Annotated in this window: 17 protein-coding genes and 3 pseudogenes; 13 read left to right on the plus strand and 7 right to left on the minus strand. The window is 38.2% G+C overall.

The annotated features are described in order from the left end of the window. Positions 1–75 precede the first annotated feature (75 nt). Positions 76–855, minus strand: a complete 780-nt coding sequence (locus tag CY0110_RS31040; protein ID WP_008277425.1) for a UbiA family prenyltransferase — start codon at positions 853–855, stop codon at positions 76–78. 174 nt (positions 856–1,029) lie between these two features. Here CY0110_RS31040 and CY0110_RS20335 point away from each other — a divergent pair, with 174 nt between their 5' ends. From CY0110_RS20335 to CY0110_RS20345, 3 genes are all read left to right on the plus strand, one after another. Then, positions 1,030–1,701 carry a thermonuclease family protein gene (locus CY0110_RS20335; RefSeq protein WP_008277426.1) on the plus strand — a complete coding sequence of 224 codons (672 nt, stop codon included), beginning with the start codon at positions 1,030–1,032 and terminating at the stop codon, positions 1,699–1,701. Positions 1,702–1,726: 25 nt separating this feature from the next. Then, a complete protein-coding gene (locus CY0110_RS28060) occupies positions 1,727–2,185 on the plus strand; it encodes a YHYH domain-containing protein (RefSeq protein WP_008277427.1) in 459 nt (152 codons plus the stop codon). 482 nt (positions 2,186–2,667) lie between these two features. Next, positions 2,668–3,255, plus strand: a complete 588-nt coding sequence (locus CY0110_RS20345) for a GIY-YIG nuclease family protein (RefSeq protein ID WP_008277428.1) — start codon at positions 2,668–2,670, stop codon at positions 3,253–3,255. Positions 3,256–3,393: 138 nt separating this feature from the next. On the opposite strand, the pseudogene CY0110_RS20350 reads toward CY0110_RS20345, so the two are convergent. Continuing rightward, positions 3,394–3,729, minus strand: a pseudogene (locus CY0110_RS20350) (GIY-YIG nuclease family protein); the annotation flags it as partial. 219 nt (positions 3,730–3,948) lie between these two features. Then, positions 3,949–5,325, minus strand: a pseudogene (locus CY0110_RS20355) (NF041680 family putative transposase). A gap of 903 nt (positions 5,326–6,228) precedes the next feature. Here CY0110_RS20355 and CY0110_RS20360 point away from each other — a divergent pair. Further along, positions 6,229–9,324 carry a phage/plasmid primase, P4 family gene (locus CY0110_RS20360; RefSeq protein WP_008277431.1) on the plus strand — a complete coding sequence of 1,032 codons (3,096 nt, stop codon included), beginning with the start codon at positions 6,229–6,231 and terminating at the stop codon, positions 9,322–9,324. Positions 9,325–9,589: 265 nt separating this feature from the next. Here CY0110_RS20360 and CY0110_RS20365 read toward each other — a convergent pair whose 3' ends face one another. Continuing rightward, the gene (locus CY0110_RS20365) at positions 9,590–9,925 is read right to left on the minus strand and encodes a hypothetical protein (protein ID WP_008277432.1); all 336 of its coding nucleotides are present in this window, start codon (positions 9,923–9,925) and stop codon (positions 9,590–9,592) included. A 139-nt stretch (positions 9,926–10,064) separates the two neighbouring features. Between CY0110_RS20365 and lexA the strand changes: the two genes are divergently transcribed. The 4 genes from lexA to CY0110_RS20385 are packed head-to-tail and all read left to right on the plus strand — an operon-like array spanning position 10,065 to position 11,734. Continuing rightward, complete coding sequence (gene lexA / locus CY0110_RS20370; protein WP_008277433.1) at positions 10,065–10,691, plus strand: transcriptional repressor LexA; 627 nt, start codon at positions 10,065–10,067, stop codon at positions 10,689–10,691. A 39-nt stretch (positions 10,692–10,730) separates the two neighbouring features. Then, positions 10,731–10,991 (plus strand): hypothetical protein, encoded by a 261-nt coding sequence (locus CY0110_RS20375; protein WP_008277434.1) that lies wholly within the window; start codon positions 10,731–10,733, stop codon positions 10,989–10,991. Beyond that, complete coding sequence (locus CY0110_RS20380) at positions 10,984–11,235, plus strand: hypothetical protein (RefSeq protein ID WP_008277435.1); 252 nt, start codon at positions 10,984–10,986, stop codon at positions 11,233–11,235. The genes CY0110_RS20375 and CY0110_RS20380 overlap by 8 nt, the downstream gene beginning before the upstream one ends. 58 nt (positions 11,236–11,293) lie before the next feature. Next, a complete protein-coding gene (locus CY0110_RS20385) occupies positions 11,294–11,734 on the plus strand; it encodes a hypothetical protein (RefSeq protein ID WP_232285763.1) in 441 nt (146 codons plus the stop codon). 256 nt (positions 11,735–11,990) lie between these two features. Here the strand turns inward: CY0110_RS20385 and CY0110_RS20390 are convergent, their stop codons facing one another. Beyond that, positions 11,991–12,371: a hypothetical protein gene (locus CY0110_RS20390; protein ID WP_008277437.1), complete on the minus strand. Its 381-nt coding sequence runs from the start codon at positions 12,369–12,371 to the stop codon at positions 11,991–11,993. 50 nt (positions 12,372–12,421) lie between these two features. Beyond that, positions 12,422–12,883 carry a transposase gene (locus CY0110_RS20395; protein ID WP_008277438.1) on the minus strand — a complete coding sequence of 154 codons (462 nt, stop codon included), beginning with the start codon at positions 12,881–12,883 and terminating at the stop codon, positions 12,422–12,424. A 155-nt stretch (positions 12,884–13,038) separates the two neighbouring features. On the opposite strand from CY0110_RS20395, the gene CY0110_RS30055 reads away from it, so the two are divergent. The 5 genes and pseudogenes from CY0110_RS30055 (at position 13,039) to CY0110_RS20415 (ending at position 17,173) form a co-directional block, all read left to right on the plus strand. Beyond that, positions 13,039–13,188, plus strand: a complete 150-nt coding sequence (locus CY0110_RS30055; protein WP_157464616.1) for a hypothetical protein — start codon at positions 13,039–13,041, stop codon at positions 13,186–13,188. After that, a complete protein-coding gene (locus CY0110_RS20400) occupies positions 13,175–13,360 on the plus strand; it encodes a hypothetical protein (protein WP_008277439.1) in 186 nt (61 codons plus the stop codon). Before CY0110_RS30055 ends, CY0110_RS20400 begins: the two co-directional genes overlap by 14 nt. A 188-nt stretch (positions 13,361–13,548) precedes the next feature. Beyond that, the gene (locus CY0110_RS20405) at positions 13,549–14,379 is read left to right on the plus strand and encodes an Rpn family recombination-promoting nuclease/putative transposase (RefSeq protein ID WP_008277440.1); all 831 of its coding nucleotides are present in this window, start codon (positions 13,549–13,551) and stop codon (positions 14,377–14,379) included. A gap of 120 nt (positions 14,380–14,499) precedes the next feature. Then, positions 14,500–15,396: pseudogene (gene ruvB, locus CY0110_RS20410) on the plus strand (Holliday junction branch migration DNA helicase RuvB); the annotation flags it as partial. Between the two features lie 394 nt (positions 15,397–15,790). After that, complete coding sequence (locus CY0110_RS20415; protein ID WP_008277442.1) at positions 15,791–17,173, plus strand: IS4 family transposase; 1,383 nt, start codon at positions 15,791–15,793, stop codon at positions 17,171–17,173. Between the two features lie 243 nt (positions 17,174–17,416). Here CY0110_RS20415 and CY0110_RS20420 read toward each other — a convergent pair. Further along, positions 17,417–19,983 (minus strand): DEAD/DEAH box helicase (locus tag CY0110_RS20420; RefSeq protein WP_008277443.1); only part of this gene is annotated, 2,567 nt, incomplete at its 5' end.

Below are 19,983 nucleotides of genomic sequence, written 5' to 3' on the forward strand. Positions count from 1 at the left end.
ATCGCAACGTTGGTTCAGAAACCCTAGCAGGATTCATGAATTAGCAGAAAACGGGGTGTATGTGGTGGGATTAATCTAGCGCAGCATTTCTAAAACCTGACTACTGTTGAACAAAAGCCCAATTGTGCCGATAACACTTAACATTACCAGCACCCAATTTCCTAAAGTCACTGCAACCATTGTCGCGGCAATAATAGTAACCAGGGAAAAAAAGAAGGCTATTCTCACACCAAAAATAACTGGAATGGTGGGAACACCGGCAAGACGATCGCCTGGTGTATCTCTGATGTCATTCAGATTGGCAATTGATGCTATCATCAGACTCTCATAGAGGATTCCTCCGATGATTTGAAAGCTCCAGTGGACACCACTAACTGTCATGGGGATAAGAAAGGTAAGAATAACCCAGAGGACGACTATGAGAGCCGTTTTAACCCCTGGTATTTTTTTAAGGCTTTTACCATCTCGAAGAATGGGGAGACTATAGGCAAAGGCGAGTCCTATGGTACTGATAATAGGAAAGATTGCAGCTGGTCGTAACAGCATTGCGATGAAGCTGATGACCGCGGCCATCGCACACAAGTAAACCATGAAGGTATAATTCGCTCGCAACCAATTAGTTCGTTCTGGCGAATTGAGGATGTCTGATTCCTCACCTAAATCGTGCATCCGATCATAACTGTAGGTCAAAAACCCTAATAGACCACTCAGGACGAGTACCACACTATCTGGCTCACATTCTGCCAAAGAGTAGAAGAGCAGAGTGTATACTACAGCCAAGATGATGACAATCCCATTGCCATATCGTAAAAAATCCCTAATAAATGTTCCAATGCTTCTAAAATTCATGAACATTCGTGAAAAAAATGTAATAACTCACTGTTCGCTCAAATTTCTGAACCATTTATAATTATAATCGGAAATCTGTTGATATTAGTGGAATGGTAACGGTGCCGAAAATGCCGAGAGAATAATGATATTTTTTTTACGAGTTAAGGGAAGACTAAAAATATAAACTGATTTGTGATTATGAAAACACTGATAGTGGGACTGGGTTTATCCGTAGTTGTTTCTGTTCCTACTTTAGCCGCACAAGTAGTATCAGTAGGTGATGGAGACACTTTAACCGTGGTTGAAAATGGTCAGAACATAACTATTCGATTAGCGTGTATCGATGCTCCGGAGTCTTCACAACCTGGGGGTATAGCTTCAACCAATCGTTTAAAGCAATTAGTCGCAGTTGGAACAATTGTAAGTATTGAGACAGTTGATAGAGATCGTTATGGTCGAACTGTGGGTGTCGTTTCCAAAGGCAATCTCAATATTAATCTGACAATGGTACAAGAAGGTCAAGCAGTTGTTTATCACAAATATTTAAGCAATTGTCCAAATTCCCAGGCTTACATTAATGCCCAGAAACAAGCTCGGCAGAGAAGTCTGGGCTTTTGGAATATAACGAACGCAGTAATGCCTTGGGATTGGCGTAAAGGAGTAAGAAACAATCAACCAACCAATGCTAATGGCACAACAAGAGGAAATTCGGTTAACAATGCCAATTTACCTGCTTGTGTTAATAGCGATTGTGATTGCTCTGATTTTTTAACTCAATCTCAAGCTCAACAAGTTCTACAAGCTTATCCAGGCGATCCTCATCGCTTAGATCGAGATCAAGATGGTGTAGCTTGTGAAAGCTTACCGTAGAAAATTTACTAGAAAAATTACCAACATGAATAAGTTATTAATATTATCAATTTTAGGAATATTTACTATTATTAACAATGGCAATGTATTAAGTCACCCAGGTCGAACAAATACTGAAGGATGTCATAATAATAGAAGCACAGGAGAATATCATTGCCATAACGAAACACCAGGGGGCAGTTTTGGAAGTGGTTCAAGTTGTAGTAATTTTCCCTTGGGTGATTTTAGGGATGAATTATGGTTAGTATCTTTAAGATGTAGAAATGAAGCCTTAAATTATGCAGGACGTAATTTAAAAACAGGAGATTCAATCTCTTTTACTGGAGCTTATAATAATGGTTCGAGTGAACGTCATATTTATATTTGGAATAATTCGGGTTATAAATATCAAATAGCTTGGCGACCCAACGATCCTAATTTTGTACGTTTACAAGTTTTTGATAGGAATAATAAAGAACTACTAAATCGATTATTAAGTAAATAAACATAGTCATTCTTAAAAATAAAAAAGTTGGAAATGACTATTTAAAAAAGAAGTATTAAAGTGGATACAAGGTCAAGAATTAGACTTTATTATTTATTGTGTTGAACAAGGTTATTTTCCTCCTTTTTTTTTTGAATATATGTAATAGTATTGTATCATTCTTTGATTTGTAGTTGTCACTTTCTTACCCGAAACTAATAACTTTAAACAGCTTTGTATCATAGAGATAGGTCGATTAAGTAAATCACTTAGTTGTTTAACAGTCAACCCGTCGGGATATTTTGCTAATAATTCCAATATTTTTTGATTAGTAGTCAGTCCTGGTCGTGCTTTAATAATAGTAAATGACAAATAATTAATTTGAATTCTGTTAGATTTAGTGTTCCCAAACCTAAAGATTATCTTATCATGTTGATGACTGTTAATTATTTTAGGTTAAGAAGTACAATAAATTAAGTAGATTTTAGCAGTATAATTACTCAATGAAACAACTTGACTTATTTGATACTCAATCATCTTCTCTGACTCCAAAAAAGGAAAATTTGATCATGGATAGAGAAGCTTTAATTAAATGGAAACAGAGAATATTCAAATATCAAGAAAGTCTCAAAAATAATCAACCGCAACAACAAAGTTTGTTCGAGATGCCTAAAACTTCATGGCATACAGTAGAGGATATAAAACCGTTTGAGTTACCAATCCATAACTGTTTATTTTGGAGAATGCCAGAACCTAAATATCAGTTTGCTGATGAGAGTAACAAAGGTTATCTTTATTTTATAATCGATAATACCCTACCTATTTTATTATATTGCGGTGAAACAAAGCTAACTGTAAATAAGCGTTGGTCTGGGGTTCATGATTGTAAAGACTATATCAGAAATTATCTTCAATTACATCGCATACATGATCTTAAAGTAGGGGTGGTTTCTGCTTTTTGGGAACATATTCCCCCTGATAAGAAAGTTCTCTTAGAATGGGAACGAGAATTAATCATAAAATATAGAAGTCCTTTTAATAAGGAATCTTGGAAGTATTGGGGTCAACCCTTTGGGAAGAAGTGGAAATAACTAAATTATTAAGATAGTTCTTTAGTGATGGATAATGTGATAAGTTGTGACAAGAATTTTGAGCATCTTAACCAATGATTCAATATCCACTCAACAAAGTGTTTCTCACTTTGACTCTCAATGAGCTAGATGTCTTTGTTAACCAAGACTGGTAAGTGGGATGGCATCTAGCGTTTTTAAAATATCTCCACTTAAGTTCAATTTAGGTTTTACTTGATAGTAAAATAAATGAGTAGGACAATGACAATCAGATGAGCCAAATTTTTTAATTGGGATACTTGATTGTTCATCTTCTAGTAATAGTTTAGCCCATTGACATTCCCGTTTAATTGTATCAGTTGAATACCAGATTTCTATAAGGGTTAAATAAGGTCTAAGATAATCAAGATGCCAGTGATGGCGTTTATTAATTTCTAAATGCCGACTAATTCTTGATTTCAATCCACCTCGTCCAAAGGCACTGCCAAGATAACAATAATAACCAGGTAGAGTTTGATAAGTTCCTAGTTTCCCTACGGTGACTGCTAATGAAGTAGAACAGGAGAAAACTAAACAATAAGTGCCTGGTTGAGAACTGGAGTTTAGACTAAAAACTCATACTGTACAGTCTAGTCTAACGATTTAGAAGGCATAAAAATATGATTTAGCCTGTCAGAAAAGCTGAAAATAATATTAATATATTGATTAAGGACTTTAAGCAGCCTTTTCCTTGGCTTTTTTTTGTCGAGTTACTGTCTTTTTGACCGTGGGATAATGAGGTCTTTTATTCCTTTTCTTGGTGCGCGTTCCCTAGCGTCGTAAGACGACGCGGGGTCGCACCGCTTTTTTACCTTTCTTCCAACCTGGAGACTTTCCACGGGGTTTGGGCGGTTTTGCTGGTGTGCCAATCACGGTCAAAAGTCCAGAAAAGCTTTGTGCAACTCGTCCTGGGGTTAACTTTTCTCTGACTTGAGGTTTCTGCCAAGGGAGAGGATTATCTTCTATTATGTCACGAGCTAACCATAATTGCCATGTTAAAATGGGCATTAAATGACTCCATCGCTGTCCTTTTTCTGTGGTTCCCAGTTTAGCCTTAGTCCAATGCAATCTTTGTTTCACAAAACGATTCCAGTGTTCAATTGCGAAGCGTCTCAAATATAATTCCCAAATCCATTTTAACGAAAGTATTTCTTCTCCAATCCATGCCAACCACATCGGTTTTGCTGCCTTTTTAGATAGTCCTTTTCCCTTTCGTTGAATCAGGACAATTTCCATCTTTTGTTCAGCAGCTTGATAGAAATGAAATTTACTCCATCTTGTGATTTCAACTATTCCCCAAGTCGGGTTGTTAATTTCTACTGAAGAGACAGGAACTCCCCAAGTTGTCGGGTCAGATAATTTCATTTTCTGACCATGTTTCCTAGGTCTTCCCTTTCCCTGGTATTTGGGAGGTTCTGCATAAACACAACGATTTGGACTTAAACGCATCAAAAAGTCAGCATCTATTCCTTTTGCCATTTTAACAAACTTAGCGCATCCATACTCACTATCCCACACAGTAATTGGTCTTTCTTGCAGATATCGGCGCACTTGTTTAACTTGTAAAATTGCTTTAATTATGGGCGTTTGATGGGATGTAATTAAATCATGTCTTAATGGTAATGCCCAACTCCCTTTGGCTTCTGGAATCCATGCTAAGGTACTATAACCATGACCTAAAGTAATCGGTTTCCCTGAAATAACTTTTGCCCCATGTTCATAAGTTCTATCTTTGAGTGTTGGTGCTTCTGTTCTAGGCCAAGGTGTATGATCTCCTGCTAGGATAATTCTCTGTTGTCCAGTTGATGCACGGATTTCAGAAATATAACGTCTCATTAATTTGTGAGCTTTTGGTCGGCAATCATCCATCGCCTCATACAAACTTGGCCATTTTCTCCGAAACACTGGTGATAATGATAATTCAGCAAAAGAATAGACATTTCTAGTGATTAGAACTGCGTCCATTAATTCAAAAGTGCTATCTTTGGCCGGCCCTAACAGTTGATAGACTTCGTTTCTGAAATTTTGAAGTTTTAAAGCAGATTGATTCAAGGTTTTTGATTATTGGCTAATTTTCCCTCATTATCTCTTCAATGTTCACCCCCCGTAACCCCCCTGCTGACTAGACTAGACTGTACGGTATGATTTCGGGGGAGTTAGTCTAAACTCCAGTTATTTGTTATTTGAGACGAAAACAAATAATTCCCCATCAAAGATTCAAAACTTGTTTGCAGTATGGATCTGATATATAGTTGAAGTATTCTGTCAAACCAAACAGGATTATTAATATCAATCAGATGTTTCTCAAGTGTGGAAACCCTTTAAAACCACGAAACGCCGAGTCATTGGGGAATGCGCGACGTTTCTAATCTAAGGGCTTCTCTCTGTGAAATCTCTGTTAACCAAATAAGGAGGTAATGATGAGATAAGAAAGAAATATAAAATTTTAGCCACGGTAATTAACCGCAATAACCTCATGATATAGGAAATTTGCGGGACAGGCAAGTATTGTCTTTAAAAGAATTACTTTTGCTAAAAAAGACAGAATTAGGCAATAAATCTTAACTCTGGTTATATTAAGTTTCTTATCTCAATTTTAGTCCTCCTTATGGGTTCTCAAACAAAATTAAGGAGACAATCATGCACCCGAAGTTGAACCCTGTGATCACCCAAGGGGAAAAAGTATCTTACAAGCATTTACTAATGACTATGCTTATGAGTCGAAGCATAGATTTAAGCAATTATTCAATTAAGTCGAAATAGGAAAGACTGGTGATGCTCTTTTCTTGGCCATTGCTATTAAAGCTGGCAAGACAACAACTGGTGATGCTAACAAAGAACATACACCAGACCCTACATATACATTTCTATCATAGTTGTCTGAGCTTGAAAAATCCAAGTAGTAAGCCGTTACTATAGAGCATCTCCAGTAGTACATAAAAACTGGAGTCCAAAATGAATAACATCAATGAACAGCACCGTAACGAGTGGGTCAAAGGTTCAGGAGTCGACTCGGAAATCGTCTATCTCAATGTGCGATCGCTTATCGGTTCAGACACTTACAACTTCTTACTCTACAGTGAAAACGTACCCCGTAGAAACGATGGTCGCATCAACACCCGAACCTTGAAAGCCAACTTACACCTAGAGGACGGGGGATGGGGGGTGAACGCCATTGACCCGGAAACGGGGGAAGATCAGTTATGGTCCCAACTCAAACCCAACAAACCGAAAGTCACCCCTGATGGCAAAACCCGAAAATACGAAGTCCCACCCTTTGAACCGGTTCAGGCAATATGTCTCAAGGTTTCTCGACGTATTGGGTTAAAAGTAGCTAAAAAATCGGGATTGTTAAAGGAATACCAAGAACGTATTCGTTACCAATGGGCAGACACCGAAGGGATAACTTACAAAGAATTCTTAGGACAAAAAGACCAATTGTTTTGGAAATGGGTCAAAGAGAATCCAAAGGTAGCGATCGCCATTGTCGAAGGCACAAAAAAAGCCGGGGCATTGTTGTCCCAAGGAATAGCTGCCATTAGTGTCCCTGGAATATGGAACGGTTCACCCAAGGACCCTGATGGGAATCCCGTACTCTTGCCACAGCTTCAATACTTAGCTACCCCAGGACGAGAAATCGTAATCGTCTTTGACCAAGATGAGAAGGTAAAAACCCAGGCCAGTGTCATAGCAGCGAGAGAGAGGTTAGCCTCGTGTTTCCGAGAAGCGTGTTGTAAAGTTTTATTTCTTAGTTGGGAGACACCGGAGAAAGGGATCGATGATGCGATCTCGAAGAGATCCGCGGAGCGGTGCGTAGCTAATGGACGGGAATGGTTCCGTTCAGTCTGGGAAAATCGGAGTAATGAACCGGACTCAATCAAAGTAACAAAATTAGAGCATGATCTACCCAAGTGGAATGAGAAAGGGGTAGTCAAATATTTAGTAGAATTGTACAAAGATAGACTGATTTTCGATAAGGAAACCAAAGAATGGTATTTGTACAGTGCAGAAATAGAAGGAATATGGAAAATAATCTCTACTGAGGAACTAGAACAGAGAATACTATTAGAATTTACTCATTTAGATCAAGTGGTTGAAGACATTAGGAGTCAGATAGGAAAGGCAATCAAAGCAGTAAAAGAAAGCAGTAGGAGTAATAAAGAGAAAACAGAGATAATTGGGCAATTAAAAGCACAAACCCCCAAAGAATTCGACTATACTATTAGATTAGTCCAATCAATAGGAAAGCATCTAAGCAGGAAATTATTAACCCCCCAAATGCAAAGCCATAGCCAAAAAGGGTTAATCCCCTTCCGTAATGGGGTGTTAGACATCGAGACAAAAGAATTATGGCCTCATAGCCCCACAAATTACCTAACTTGGTGCTTACCGTATGACTTTAACCCCTTGGCATCTTGTAACCCTATCAAGCAATGGTTACTCGAAATGATGGAAGGGGATGCAACCCTAGTCAATCTCATTCGGGCTTATTTACATGGTATTGTTACCGGACGGGCGGACTGGCAAAAGTTCTTAGCTTTATGTGGCCCTGGAGGAAGTGGTAAGAGTACCCTAACCAAATTAGCGATCGCACTGGTTGGGGCTGAAAATGTCCACGTCACCGATTTGGATATTCTCGAAAAGGATAAATTCGAGACAGCCAACATAAAAGATAAACGGCTGGTGATTATTAATGAGGCAACGAGCTACAAGGGCGTGAAAAAACTCAAGGCATTAACAGGAGGCGATCGCCTAAGATTTGAGCAAAAGTATAAGCAAGCCCTAGCCAGTTTCTACCCGGATGCTTTGGTGATTATTACCTCTAATGAACCCATCAAAACAGGAGATCATACGAGTGGGTTATACCGTCGTGAGATTCCCCTGACTATGAATCGGCGCATTGCTGAAAGAGATCAAAAGAAGCTGATTGATCATGACAGGGATAATAATCTAACAGGAGAATTTGCCCCGTACATACCAGGGCTTTTAAATTGGGTCTTAGAGATGGATAGTGAGCAAGCCACCCAAATCATCAAAGACCCATTAAACTACGCGGTAGGACTCCTAAAAAGCAAGCTAGAGAACTTGATTGATACCAATTCTATAGCAGCGTGGCTAAACGAGAAGATCACTTACATTGATGGATACGAGACACAAATCGGTTGTAAGTCGCCGTTGGGAGAGTCAAAGGAACAGATATGGTTATACGCGAACTATTGCAAGTATTGTTCATTATCGGGCATTAATACCATTTCGTTGACTCGTTTCTCCTATTTGCTACTAGACCTATGTAACAATCAATTGGGTTTCACCATCAAGAAAGGACGCGATCGCAAAGGGGCATTTATTCAGGGGTTGAAAATTCGGGATCATTTGGACGAGGATTTACCACCATTAATCGAAGGATTGTATCGTTCATCATGTGAAGAGTCGGTGGTGAGTGTAACCGGTGGTGTGATGGGTAGTGTGATGGCTGAAACCCCCATCAGTGATGAATGTGACGGGTGTGTTGAACTTTCTGGAACTTCTAACAAAACTTCATCATCATCAGTTGGACTTTTAGAGAAAGTTTTAGTTTCAACGGAGGCAGAAATGGAAATAGAAAAAACTGAAAAATACCCGTCACAGCCGTCACACTCAACATCCGCAAGGGTTACAGACGATAGCCAGCCCGTTACAAGCCATCACACAGCTACTTCTAGGGGAGAATTAATGAAACAGATTGACTCTCAGATGTCCCAACTAGGATGGTCAACCAATACGGGGAAAGAGTACCTACTGAGTCAATATGGTGTTAGTTCTAGAAAACGTTTAAGTGATTCACAGTTGCTAGAGTTCTACAACAATCTCAAAGAAGCTTCACAGCAACATCGTTTATCAACCCCTGATTATGAAGTGGGACAGTTGTTACAAGGGTTAATTCCCCATCCGATGGGAATGATGAAGATTAAAGGAAAAGTGGTTGAGATTGATGGTAATTATTATTTAGAAGACAAACAAGGAGTTACTTATACAATATCTGTAATGGAGGAGATAACGGTGTTAGTTTAATTAGAGTGGGACTAGCATGATTAGGGTAAAAAGCCCCATAATTGGGGCAACGTACACTATTAATTACTGGGTGCTTCTCTAGGCTAACAAATACTTAAGAATTTGGCAGACTAGGAAAGACAATAACGGGAAAAAGTAAATGGGAGAATAAATCTGAATAAACTTTCTGTTTCTTTCTAAAATTTTTACCTTATTTATATATCCTTGAGGACTCTCTTCCATTTTATTAATTATTCCCCTTATTCTTTTCTGGAAAAAAAATAAACTAAAAAAAAGAAGGCAGTAAAGTTAAAGAATGGGATTCTATCCATTGCCATTGCCAAGGATGAGGAGAATCAAACCAAGCGATAAGATAAAGATGATTATTAACAGAAGGTCGAATCTGTTGAACAGAACCATAAGAAAAAGAACAAATATGTCGGACAAGATCATGAACTCGGAAATAAGGACGACCTTGAGTGACATCGGCAAGACGTTCATGGTGAGCTTCGGTAATGGCAGCTAATTGTTCTGCCAGAGTGGGATTGTGGTTGATAGCTAAGAAGAGAAGCTTATCAACAAAGGGGTCACGGGAATCTTGTTTGAGAGAAGGAGAGTACATGAACAAAAACTGCTATATAGTACAATAATACCAATTGACAACGAAAAGTCAACTATCCTTATAAAATTTACCCAAGAAACAGAACCTTAGTATTAAAATACAAGTAAACTAGGATCAGTTTCAGAAATATCCCAGAGCTATGGAGCCATTAACCCCTGCTCAAAAAGAGTTATACGACTGGCTGGTTCATTATATCAACCAGAATCAACACGCTCCTTCGATTCGTCAGATGATGAGAGCGATGAATTTACGTTCTCCAGCCCCTGTTCAATCTCGTCTCGGAAGAATGAGAGATAAGGGTTATGTGACATGGATTGAAGGAAAAGCAAGAACCATCAAACCCCTAAAAGTCAAGAAACCTGGGATTGTTATCAAAGGGGCCATAGCTGCCGGTGGTTTAGTTGAACCTTTCACTGACGAACAATCAATCCTAGAACTTCCCTACGTTCTCAACCAAGATGATTACTATGCTTTACGAGTTGAGGGTAATGGGTTAGTTGAGAATGCGATCTCGAAGAGATCCGCTTCGCGGTGCGCCCATGAAGACATAGCTATTATCCGTCGTTTAGCTCCAGAAGAAACAGTGAAAAACGGGGAATTTGTCGCTGCTAATGTCGAAGGCTATGGTGTCACATTAGGAAGATACAACTTAGATTTTTCTGAGGTGACTTTAACATCTTTCGATAAAGAAACCCCATTAAAAGTTCCCAGAACGACTGTAGAAATACAAGGGGTTCTTGTAGGAATATGGAGAAATAATAAGTAAGATTTTATGGTATAATTAAGGGGAATAAAAGGTAAATTTATGAGTAAAGCTTCTAAAGAAATTAAAACTAAAAATACTGAGAACAACGACGAAACTAATTCGGAAGATGAACTATTAGTTAGACAGAGTAATAAATGGAAAAGTTACTCAAATTCTCATAATGAAATTAGAGAAGACATTAGATTAGATAGTTACCAAGAATTTAATGATGAATATGGTCAAAATAAAGAAAGTGACCTCGTTTGTGAACAAGAAGATATAACAGAAGATTACTTGGATTCTATAATATTATATGATTAAACTTTTATTTGGATTGGTCGGAAAAGAAATGGGAAAACGAAAGAAAGGTTCTGGTTGGAAACACCCCAAAACAGGGGAATGGTGGCTATCAAAGAAGGACTACCATAAATATTGGCCTAAATACATAAAACCAAAGTCTAGAAAGCAAAAAGAAAAAGAGGCTCAAGAATTGAAACAACTCGAAGATTCCACTTCTTTCTCTGAAGACTGGGAATATAACGGTTATTTTCTAGACAAAGATTAGCTCGAATTTTGAAGAGAAATTGAGTTAAAACATGACAAGGGTTGAAAAATTTAACAAAATGGATTCAAAAAACTATCATTATGTTCTGAGAGGAACAGTCAAAAAAGATGGGGAGATATTCTACTTAGAAATTCCTGATAAAACGCAGTTTAAAATTAAGCAACTACCAGCTAATTATCCCAGTGAAGAAAGTAGTTGGTTAACCACTCTAAATATGACTTCTGATGGAAAAATTATCTCAATTAACTTAGAGGAAATCTCTGATGAAGTAACAGAATCAGCTATGACGATGACGGGAAGAGTCACAGTTTTAGGGAGAAAGATGTCCTTTGCTCAACTTAAGGTTAGTCGTCCTCCTCTCAAAACCCTAAGAATTAGTGTCCACCCTGCCCATAAAGATATGAAAACAGGACAAACATGGTCAGTCACAGCAGTCCGTCAAGGGGATATTTTGGTGACGAAACAGTGTAAAATAATGGAAAAAGATAGAAAAGAGTAGCCTCAAAAAACTATTCTCATTCAAGGAACTTTTCTACCGTTGCTTATGAAGATTAAGATTGAAAATCTCATTTAGTGATGGTAGAAGTTAGGAAATGGAGGGCAAAATTACCATCGAGTCCACCATTTAATTTTCTGTTTAGGGTATTCTTTAGTAGCAACAGTAAAAGTAACTGTTGAGTTCCAAGTTATAAGTTGCTCATTGTTATTGATAATTGCTATTATCATAATAATTATTCGAGTTCATACGGGAACGACTAAAACCTTCTTTTAGACTTTCTACGACGAAGCTTGGCTTTCGTCCCTCTCCAGAGAATCAACAAAATAGTACCAGGAACAAATAACAAAATTAGACCTATAAAATCTTGTGCTATTATGACAGCTACGATAATTAAAAGTGTAAAACCTCCAAAAATAATCCAACCAGAAACGAGAATCCACCAAGGGATGCCTCCACTAGCTAGACCTCTAAAGGCTCGACCTCTGAGATAAATTTCTCCCATTGGATCATATCCAGAGGGAATTCGGTCTTGATAGGGGGACTCTGATTGTGAGGGAATATCTATAGAAAATTTGTCATCATCAATTTGATTATCATTGTTTTCAAATAATGACTCATGATTATCGTTATTACTCATGACTAACCTTGAATAAAGGAATAGCTATTTATCATTGTACTTAAAATCATCTATGTAACTGTTAATAATTGTTGCTGAAACTGCTTTTTCATCCACGCTACTTCCTCTACCAAACCTTGCACCTGTGCGACTAACTCTGTCACCAACGTAGTTAGTGCTGGTTGCTTATCCCGTTGTCTATTCTGAGTTAATGCTACACTAACTTCTTTTTCTAGGTTATACAGCTTCTTCTCCAACCTCTGAATCTCATTGCGACGCTTAATAGCCTCAACCATCTCCTTATAAGCTTCACTATCTTTTGTCCCCAAATACTGTACCATTTTAGTCTTACGAGAAGGATTAGGGTTATCTTTGGTAGCAGGAGGGTAATAAGCTTTCATTAGCCTGTAATAAGTGTAGCGTTTACCGTTTTTCTTTGTGATACTGGTGGTTCCGATCCAGGTATTGGGAGGTGCGACTTTTCCTTGACTTCGGAGTTGAACGATTCGGGCTTTGATGGAGGCTTGGGACATTAGTTTAGCGTTAGTGCTGATATATTTTATTATAGTTCGGCACTAACTAAGGGTCAATTCGTCTTGGATAAGCGATCGCTTATTAATTAGTCAAAATTTAACCATCCGCTAATACCATAGATTTACTCCTCATAGATTAGCTCCCAATTTGAGTCATGACACTTAAACCACTGAATTTAAGCGAAAAACTACAACGTAAACAAAGACAAAGATGGCTTAAACCTCTAAAACCTCTATATTGGTTAGGTGGGGGAATAATAGCGGTGTGGAACGCCAGAAGTTGCTTATGGATTGGGAAGATTTGAGTGCCGACGTTCTCCTCGTTTAGGGCAGTGGGAAATTTCAGATCAGTATGGTTTCGCCGAAGTAGAAGAAGCCGCAGCAGGAACGCAAATAGCTGAAATTTTGGTAGCTTTAGTAGGGACAGATTATTTTTACGAAATTAAAGGGACAATACCAACAAACATACAAAAGTAAGTTATTTAAAGTAATTAAACTAGATTTTCAAGTGAAAATCAAACCTCAAATTAACCCGATTTTACCACTGAAAATGATCTTAATGATCTCCTGCTTAATTAAGCGAAAAATCTTAAATAAAAAGAGTATTTTGGTATAATAAAGAGAGAATAAAAGTCATCACCTTATTAATAGTGTCTTAAGCAATTGTGAAAACAGACAGTATATTTTATCGGATTTTTCTTGACTATCCTCGAAGCTTCTTTGAGTTAATTGGAGAAGAATCAGCCCAAGAAAAAAACTACAAATTTTCTTCCATCGAAGTTAAACAACTGTCTTTTAGACTTGATGGCTTATTTCTGCCTAATGAAGAAAACTCTAACCGACCTCTCTATTTAGTTGAGGTGCAGTTTCAACCTGAAGAGGATTTATACTATCGGTTGTTCTCGGAGTTTTTTCTGTTTCTGAGACAATATAAACCACCCCATCCTTGGCAGATGGTTGTGATTTATCCTAGCCGTAAAATTGAGAGAGAACAGTCTATTCATTTTAGAAATTTACTTAACTTAGAGGAAGTGAGTATAATTTACTTGAATGAATTAGGAGAATCCGCTAAAGATTCTCTAGGAATTGGCATGATTAATCTTGTGGTAGAATCAGAAGAAAAGTCTGTACCACAAGCTAAAAAGTTAATTAAAAAAGCCCAAAATCAATTAAGTGATGAAGGCAGTAAACGACAGTTAATTGATTTAATTGAAAGTATCATTGTCTATAAGTTCCCCAAAAAAAGTCGACAGGAAATCGAAGCCATGTTTGAATTAGCTGACTTAAAGAAAACTAAAGTATATCAAGAAGCTTTTACAGAAGGAGAAGCTAATTTAATATTGCTCCTTCTTAACACTCGTTTTCCAGACTTATCACCAATTTTAACGGAGCAAATACAAGGATTATCCACTGAACAGTTGGAAAATCTTGCCAAAGCCTTGTTAAACTTTGGTAGTGAAGCCGACTTAAGACAATGGTTAGAGCAAAATGGCTAAGTTGAAGTGCGATCGCCGTTGTATCAAGTGGAGTAATTTCTAAAGAAAAATCAAGGATAGAGGAGTTAAATCGTTTAACAATGGCAAAATCAAAGTGTATGGAGTCGAGAGGTACGGGGAATGGCCATCAAACGAGGAACCACAGGGAAGAAAAACACTCAATCAGTTAAGAAAACCACCCCCTCCTCAAATCCTCAGCAATCCCCAACAACAGTTGAGTCAACCTCAAAGAACCAAGAAAGATTATTAGATCCTACAAACAAAGACTCGGATGAGAGCAATGCTCAAAACATCCGTCCTCATCGGTTAGAGGATTACATCGGGCAAGAATCCCTAAAATCGGTGCTAAACATCGGCATAAAAGCAGCCCGTGGGAGAAAAGACCCTCTAGACCATTTACTCCTCTACGGGCCACCAGGACTGGGAAAAACAACCATGTCCTTAATTCTGGCAGAAGAAATGGGAGTGAACTGTAAGATAACCGCAGCGCCGGCTTTAGAACGACCCAGAGATATCACGGGATTACTCGTCAACCTCAAACCAGGGGATGTATTGTTCATTGATGAGATCCATCGCCTCAACCGTTTGACCGAAGAGTTGCTTTATCCTGCAATGGAAGATTATCGTTTAGATATCACCATTGGCAAAGGTCAAGCAGCAAGAACACGGAGTATTCCCCTTCCTAAATTTACCTTGGTGGGGGCTACAACTAAAGTGGGTTCTTTAACCTCACCACTACGTGATCGCTTCGGTTTAATCGAAAGATTACGGTTCTATGAACCCGAAGAACTCGCCTTAATCATTGAAAGAACCGCGAAAATCTTGGACGTAACTATCACTCAACCAGGGGCAATGGAAATAGCTAGGCGATCGCGGGGAACTCCTCGTATCGCTAACAGACTACTGAGACGGGTAAGAGATTACCAAATAGTACATAAACACCAAAGTATAAACGAAGAAGTGGCATCTGAATCGTTGGATTTTTACCAAGTAGATCCAAGGGGATTAGATTGGACAGCTATCCCTTCGGCACATATAAGTTAACAAAAGGAAAACGTCTAAAAGGTAGTAATCATGAGCAATCACAGTAATTATTAAGGAAAACAGAATAAGAAAAGAGGCTATGTATTTTTAAAATAAGTAAAGTAATTCAAAGAAGAGTAAAAATGTAGTTAAGATAAATGAAGATAAATAAATTAAAATTAAGGGAAGAAGTGAGATAAAATAAAGGTAAATAAAAAGCCTAAAAGACTTATTCTATCTGAGTTTTACTAAAATTTAGTTAATGGATTAGCTACATAAAAGTTTAGAAAAGTTAGAGTGTTTACTCATTAAGAATAAGGAAAAAAGGTTCAAAAGTCAACAATTGCTCAAATCATATTCAAGAGAATAACGGAAGGAGGATAAGTCAATGAAAGCATGGGTAGAAGAAGAACTGAAATTTCTAGATTTAGGAGATAAACGGTTAAATACCAGACTTGAAAAAATGCTCTCCGAGTTATCCGAACATCCTCACGAAACAGTTCCACAGGCGATCGAGAAGCCATCAGATGTACAGGCCACGTACGAGTTTTGGGAAAATCGTCATGTGAAAGCAGAAAAAATAATAGAAGCGCATAAAAAAGCGACAATAGAGAAGATCGCAGGAGAAAAAGTGGTGTTAGCGGTGCAAGACACAACAGAGCTAGAATTTCCTCCAAAAAAAGGCAGAAGAGGATTAGGGAGTATCAGTAAACAAGGTGCAGAAGGATTAAAAGTCCATAATGTCCTGGCTGTCAGTGGAGAAGGAATTCCATACGGCTTATTGAAGCAAAAAGTATGGGCAAGAGCTAAAGTAAGGAAAGGCAAAGGATATGTAGAAAGAAAGCGGAAAATAGAAGAGAAAGAAAGTTTTAGATGGATCGAGTCATTAAGAGAGGTACAGGAGGCAATACCAGAAGATATAGAATTAATAACGGTGTGTGATCGCGAAGGAGACATTTTTGAGTTGTTGGCCGAACCGTTAAGAGAAGGCGCACACTTATTAATCAGAGCAGCACAGAATAGGAGAGTTAAAACAGAAGAGGAAATAGATAAATTATTCTCTAAGTTAGAGAAATTGGAATCAATGGCAGAAATAGCCATTAAATTGAGGCGAACACCGCGAAGAAAACCGAGAATAGCAAGATTACAAGTGAAATGGACATCAGTGGAGATCCAACCACCTCTCAATAAACCAGAGTATCAGCAAATGCAGTCCATGAAGATAAATGCGATCGTAGCCGAAGAGATTCAAGCTCCTAAAGGAGAAAAAGCAGTAAAGTGGGTACTATTAACAACTTTAGCTGTGAATAACTTAGCAGATGCCCAAAAAGTCCTAAAATATTATACATATCGTTGGTTAATTGAGAGATTTCACTATGTATTGAAAACAGGTTGTGGCATTGAGAAGCTGATGTTAGACAAAGGGGAGCGACTCGAAAAAGCATTAGCCACCTACAGCATCATTGCCTCAAGAATATTGTGGCTCAAATATTGTGCAGTAGAAATGCCAGATGAACCAGCCGACATTGCTTTGGAAGAGGAAGAATGGCAGGTGTTATACTGTGTAATAACTAAAAAAAAAGAGTTACCGTCAGAAATACCGACAATATATGAATGTGTGAGGTGGATAGGAAGATTAGGAGGATTTATGTGCAGAAAAGGGGATGGAGAGCCAGGAGTGCAGACCTTATGGAAAGGATGGCAAAGATTGAGTGACTATCTGAAAATGTGGATAATAATTAAAGAAATGCAAGATTTTATACGAGTATAAGTATTATACAAGTATGAGTAGGATTATACAGGTATAAGTAAGAGATTAATGAGTAGGAGTAAGAAAAAGCAATATGAAGAAAAATGAGACTAAAGTACAATAGAGGGAGAATTCGGCAGAAGAATCTCAAAAGATACAAAAAGTAACTGAAGAAGTTAGCTAGAGGTAAAGCGTACTTGGCTGGTAAGGGGCTTTTTGACTTTATATGTTTATTGAGGAGCGTATAAACGAAAGCAATAAGAGTTATTTCATCAAATCCAATAATTCAGAAGTGGAAAGTTTAGCAGAAACATCAGTACCAGAAAGAAGAGAATCAGCTAAATCCCGTTTACGATGATGAAGTTGAACAATTTTTTCCTCGATAGTGTCTTTAGCAACCAAACGATAGACAGTAACAGGACGTTGTTGGCCGATGCGGTAGGCGCGATCGGTAGCCTGATCTTCAACAGCAGGATTCCACCAAGGATCGAGATGAATGACATAATCGGCAGCCGTCAAATTTAAACCGGTTCCCCCTGCCTTTAAACTGATAAGAAAGACATCCCCTTCACCAGACTGAAAAGCCTTAACCCGTCGTTGTCGCTCTTTTTTAGGAGTGCTACCATCGAGATATTGATAACTAATCTTTTGTCGATCAAGATGAGATTTAATAATTTGTAGATGGTCAACAAATTGACTAAAAACCAAAGCCTTATGACGGTTATCAAGTAACTCCTCAAGGATTTCTTGAAATAACTGTAACTTAGAACCCTTTAAAGAAGCATCATCAAGAACTAAACTCGGATGACAACAACAACGGCGTAACTTCATCAAAGCAGCCAAAACCTGTAAATGTTTTTGTCCGCCACTGTCATCACTCTCGCTCAATTTTTCTAGGGAATCACGACGTAAAGCCTCATAGAGAGCCATTTCTTCGTTACTCAATTCAACGGATAACAGCATCTCAGTGCGAGGAGGTAATTCAGATAAAACCTGAGTTTTAGTACGACGTAAAATAAAAGGTTGAATCAACCGTTTCAATTGTTGATGAAGAATTTTATGTGAATCTGATTCGATAGGAGCAATAAAACGGTCATTAAATTGTTTCTTTGACCCCAACAAACCAGGATTAATAAAGCGGAATAAATTCCATAACTCGCCTAAATGATTTTCCAGAGGAGTGCCAGTGGTAATCAACTTAAACTGACCCTGTAACTTCATAGCAGCCTGAGAGCGTTTAGTGGTCATATTTTTAATAAATTGAGCCTCATCTAAAACAATAGTTTGCCAAGAAACCTCAGCCAACATAGCAGCCACCGATTCCTGTTGTAATAACCCATAACTGCAAATTAATAAATCGAAAGGTTGTAAATTATCTAAAATTTCTTGACGATTACCACTGCCAAATAAGATAGGATTAAGGGTCGGTGCAAACTTAAAACATTCATCAATCCAATTGAAACAAACAGAAGTGGGAGCAACAATTAAAGTCGGGCCAGCAGTAGCACGGGTGAGAATGGCAGCCAAAGCCTGAATCGTTTTACCCAAGCCCATATCATCAGCTAAACAAGCTCCTACGTCCCAATGAGAGAGACGAGCTAACCAATGAAAACCCTCCAATTGATAGTCTCGTAACTCCCCCTGAAACGTGCTAGGTAATTGAGGAGTAAATTCGTGCATGGCTTGAATTTTCTGACAATGTTCGTGCCATTGTTGGTCAACCGTTAAATCCTCAACCTCAGAGAAAAAATCTTGCAAAGCTAAGGTAGACAAGGGATGAAGCTGACGAGCCTGTTTATGGGGTTGAGAAAAAAGACGAAATTCTTCAAGACGTTGACGAAAAGTATCAGTTAAAGCCAAAAATTGTCCCTGACCCAAAGGAAGAAAACGACCCGGACTCTGTTCTAATAAGGTCAGTAATTGTTGTAAATCAAAAACTTTTGATTCATCTAACTGTAATTGACCAGACACCTCAAACCAATCTTGTTGAGAATTAACATTAAGGTGAAGATGAGAAAAACCAGCCGGTTGAGTCACCTTAAGACTCTCCCCTTCAGGCCATTCAACAATAACTCGACCTTCTAAATCCTGTAATTGTAGAAGTAATTCTAAACAAAGTTCAGGATCATCAAAATCCCATCTTCCCGTAGTGGGATCACCAGAAGAAAGAAGGGAACAATCAGCAATGAGAGCGTTAAATAAATCCTTTTCTTTTTCGAGATCACGAGTCGTCTGATAACGTTGACCATCAATCTCAGTAATAACAGTTGCACCACCGGTACCAGGATGATAAAAAGAATGACCTTTCTCAAAAGGGCAGACAACCACTCTAGCACTTAATCCCTCATCATTTGGTAATAATTGAAGATGAGGAAGAGGGTGAGCTTCCACTTCAATCGCATCAGCAATATCCCCTTCAATATCAGAATGAACCGTGCATAAACTAGAGATAGTATTAATAGCAGCCAAAACCTGTTCTTCGGCCGAGGGAGGAACTCTTAATTGATTACGTTTACCTAAAATAGCAGCAATTTGTTCGTAATCAGAAGTAATAACCAAAACCTTAACAAGATTGATAGTGTCTTGCCAAACGAGAGGGGATTGTTTTTGATAAAGAGGAGGAGAAAGTTTTAAAGTAATCTCTTTTTTACGATTCTTTTTAACTAACAATTCAGGAGTAGCAGCCACTAAGTCAACCTTAGTTTGAGGAGAATCCTCCCAAAAAACGAAAGGATGATCAATTAAGTCAATAATGGCTTCTTTTTCTAAGAGATATTCCACATCACCATAAAAGCCTCTGCTATAAGTATTAATTTTAGAACAAGCCTGAT

The organism is Crocosphaera chwakensis CCY0110 (assembly GCF_000169335.1).
Lineage (GTDB): Bacteria > Cyanobacteriota > Cyanobacteriia > Cyanobacteriales > Microcystaceae > Crocosphaera > Crocosphaera chwakensis.

Excerpts from the sequence above, each read along its gene's own strand:
- CY0110_RS31040 (WP_008277425.1), bottom strand. The coding sequence starts at position 855 with ATGTTCATGAATTTTAGAAGCATTGGAACATTTATTAGGGATTTTTTA.
- CY0110_RS20335 (WP_008277426.1), top strand. The coding sequence starts at position 1,030 with ATGAAAACACTGATAGTGGGACTGGGTTTATCCGTAGTTGTTTCTGTT.
- CY0110_RS28060 (WP_008277427.1), top strand. The coding sequence starts at position 1,727 with ATGAATAAGTTATTAATATTATCAATTTTAGGAATATTTACTATTATT.
- CY0110_RS20345 (WP_008277428.1), top strand. The coding sequence starts at position 2,668 with ATGAAACAACTTGACTTATTTGATACTCAATCATCTTCTCTGACTCCA.
- CY0110_RS20360 (WP_008277431.1), top strand. The coding sequence starts at position 6,229 with ATGAATAACATCAATGAACAGCACCGTAACGAGTGGGTCAAAGGTTCA.
- CY0110_RS20365 (WP_008277432.1), bottom strand. The coding sequence starts at position 9,925 with ATGTACTCTCCTTCTCTCAAACAAGATTCCCGTGACCCCTTTGTTGAT.
- lexA (WP_008277433.1), top strand. The coding sequence starts at position 10,065 with ATGGAGCCATTAACCCCTGCTCAAAAAGAGTTATACGACTGGCTGGTT.
- CY0110_RS20375 (WP_008277434.1), top strand. The coding sequence starts at position 10,731 with ATGAGTAAAGCTTCTAAAGAAATTAAAACTAAAAATACTGAGAACAAC.
- CY0110_RS20380 (WP_008277435.1), top strand. The coding sequence starts at position 10,984 with ATGATTAAACTTTTATTTGGATTGGTCGGAAAAGAAATGGGAAAACGA.
- CY0110_RS20385 (WP_232285763.1), top strand. The coding sequence starts at position 11,294 with ATGGATTCAAAAAACTATCATTATGTTCTGAGAGGAACAGTCAAAAAA.
- CY0110_RS20390 (WP_008277437.1), bottom strand. The coding sequence starts at position 12,371 with ATGAGTAATAACGATAATCATGAGTCATTATTTGAAAACAATGATAAT.
- CY0110_RS20395 (WP_008277438.1), bottom strand. The coding sequence starts at position 12,883 with ATGTCCCAAGCCTCCATCAAAGCCCGAATCGTTCAACTCCGAAGTCAA.
- CY0110_RS30055 (WP_157464616.1), top strand. The coding sequence starts at position 13,039 with ATGACACTTAAACCACTGAATTTAAGCGAAAAACTACAACGTAAACAA.
- CY0110_RS20415 (WP_008277442.1), top strand. The coding sequence starts at position 15,791 with ATGAAAGCATGGGTAGAAGAAGAACTGAAATTTCTAGATTTAGGAGAT.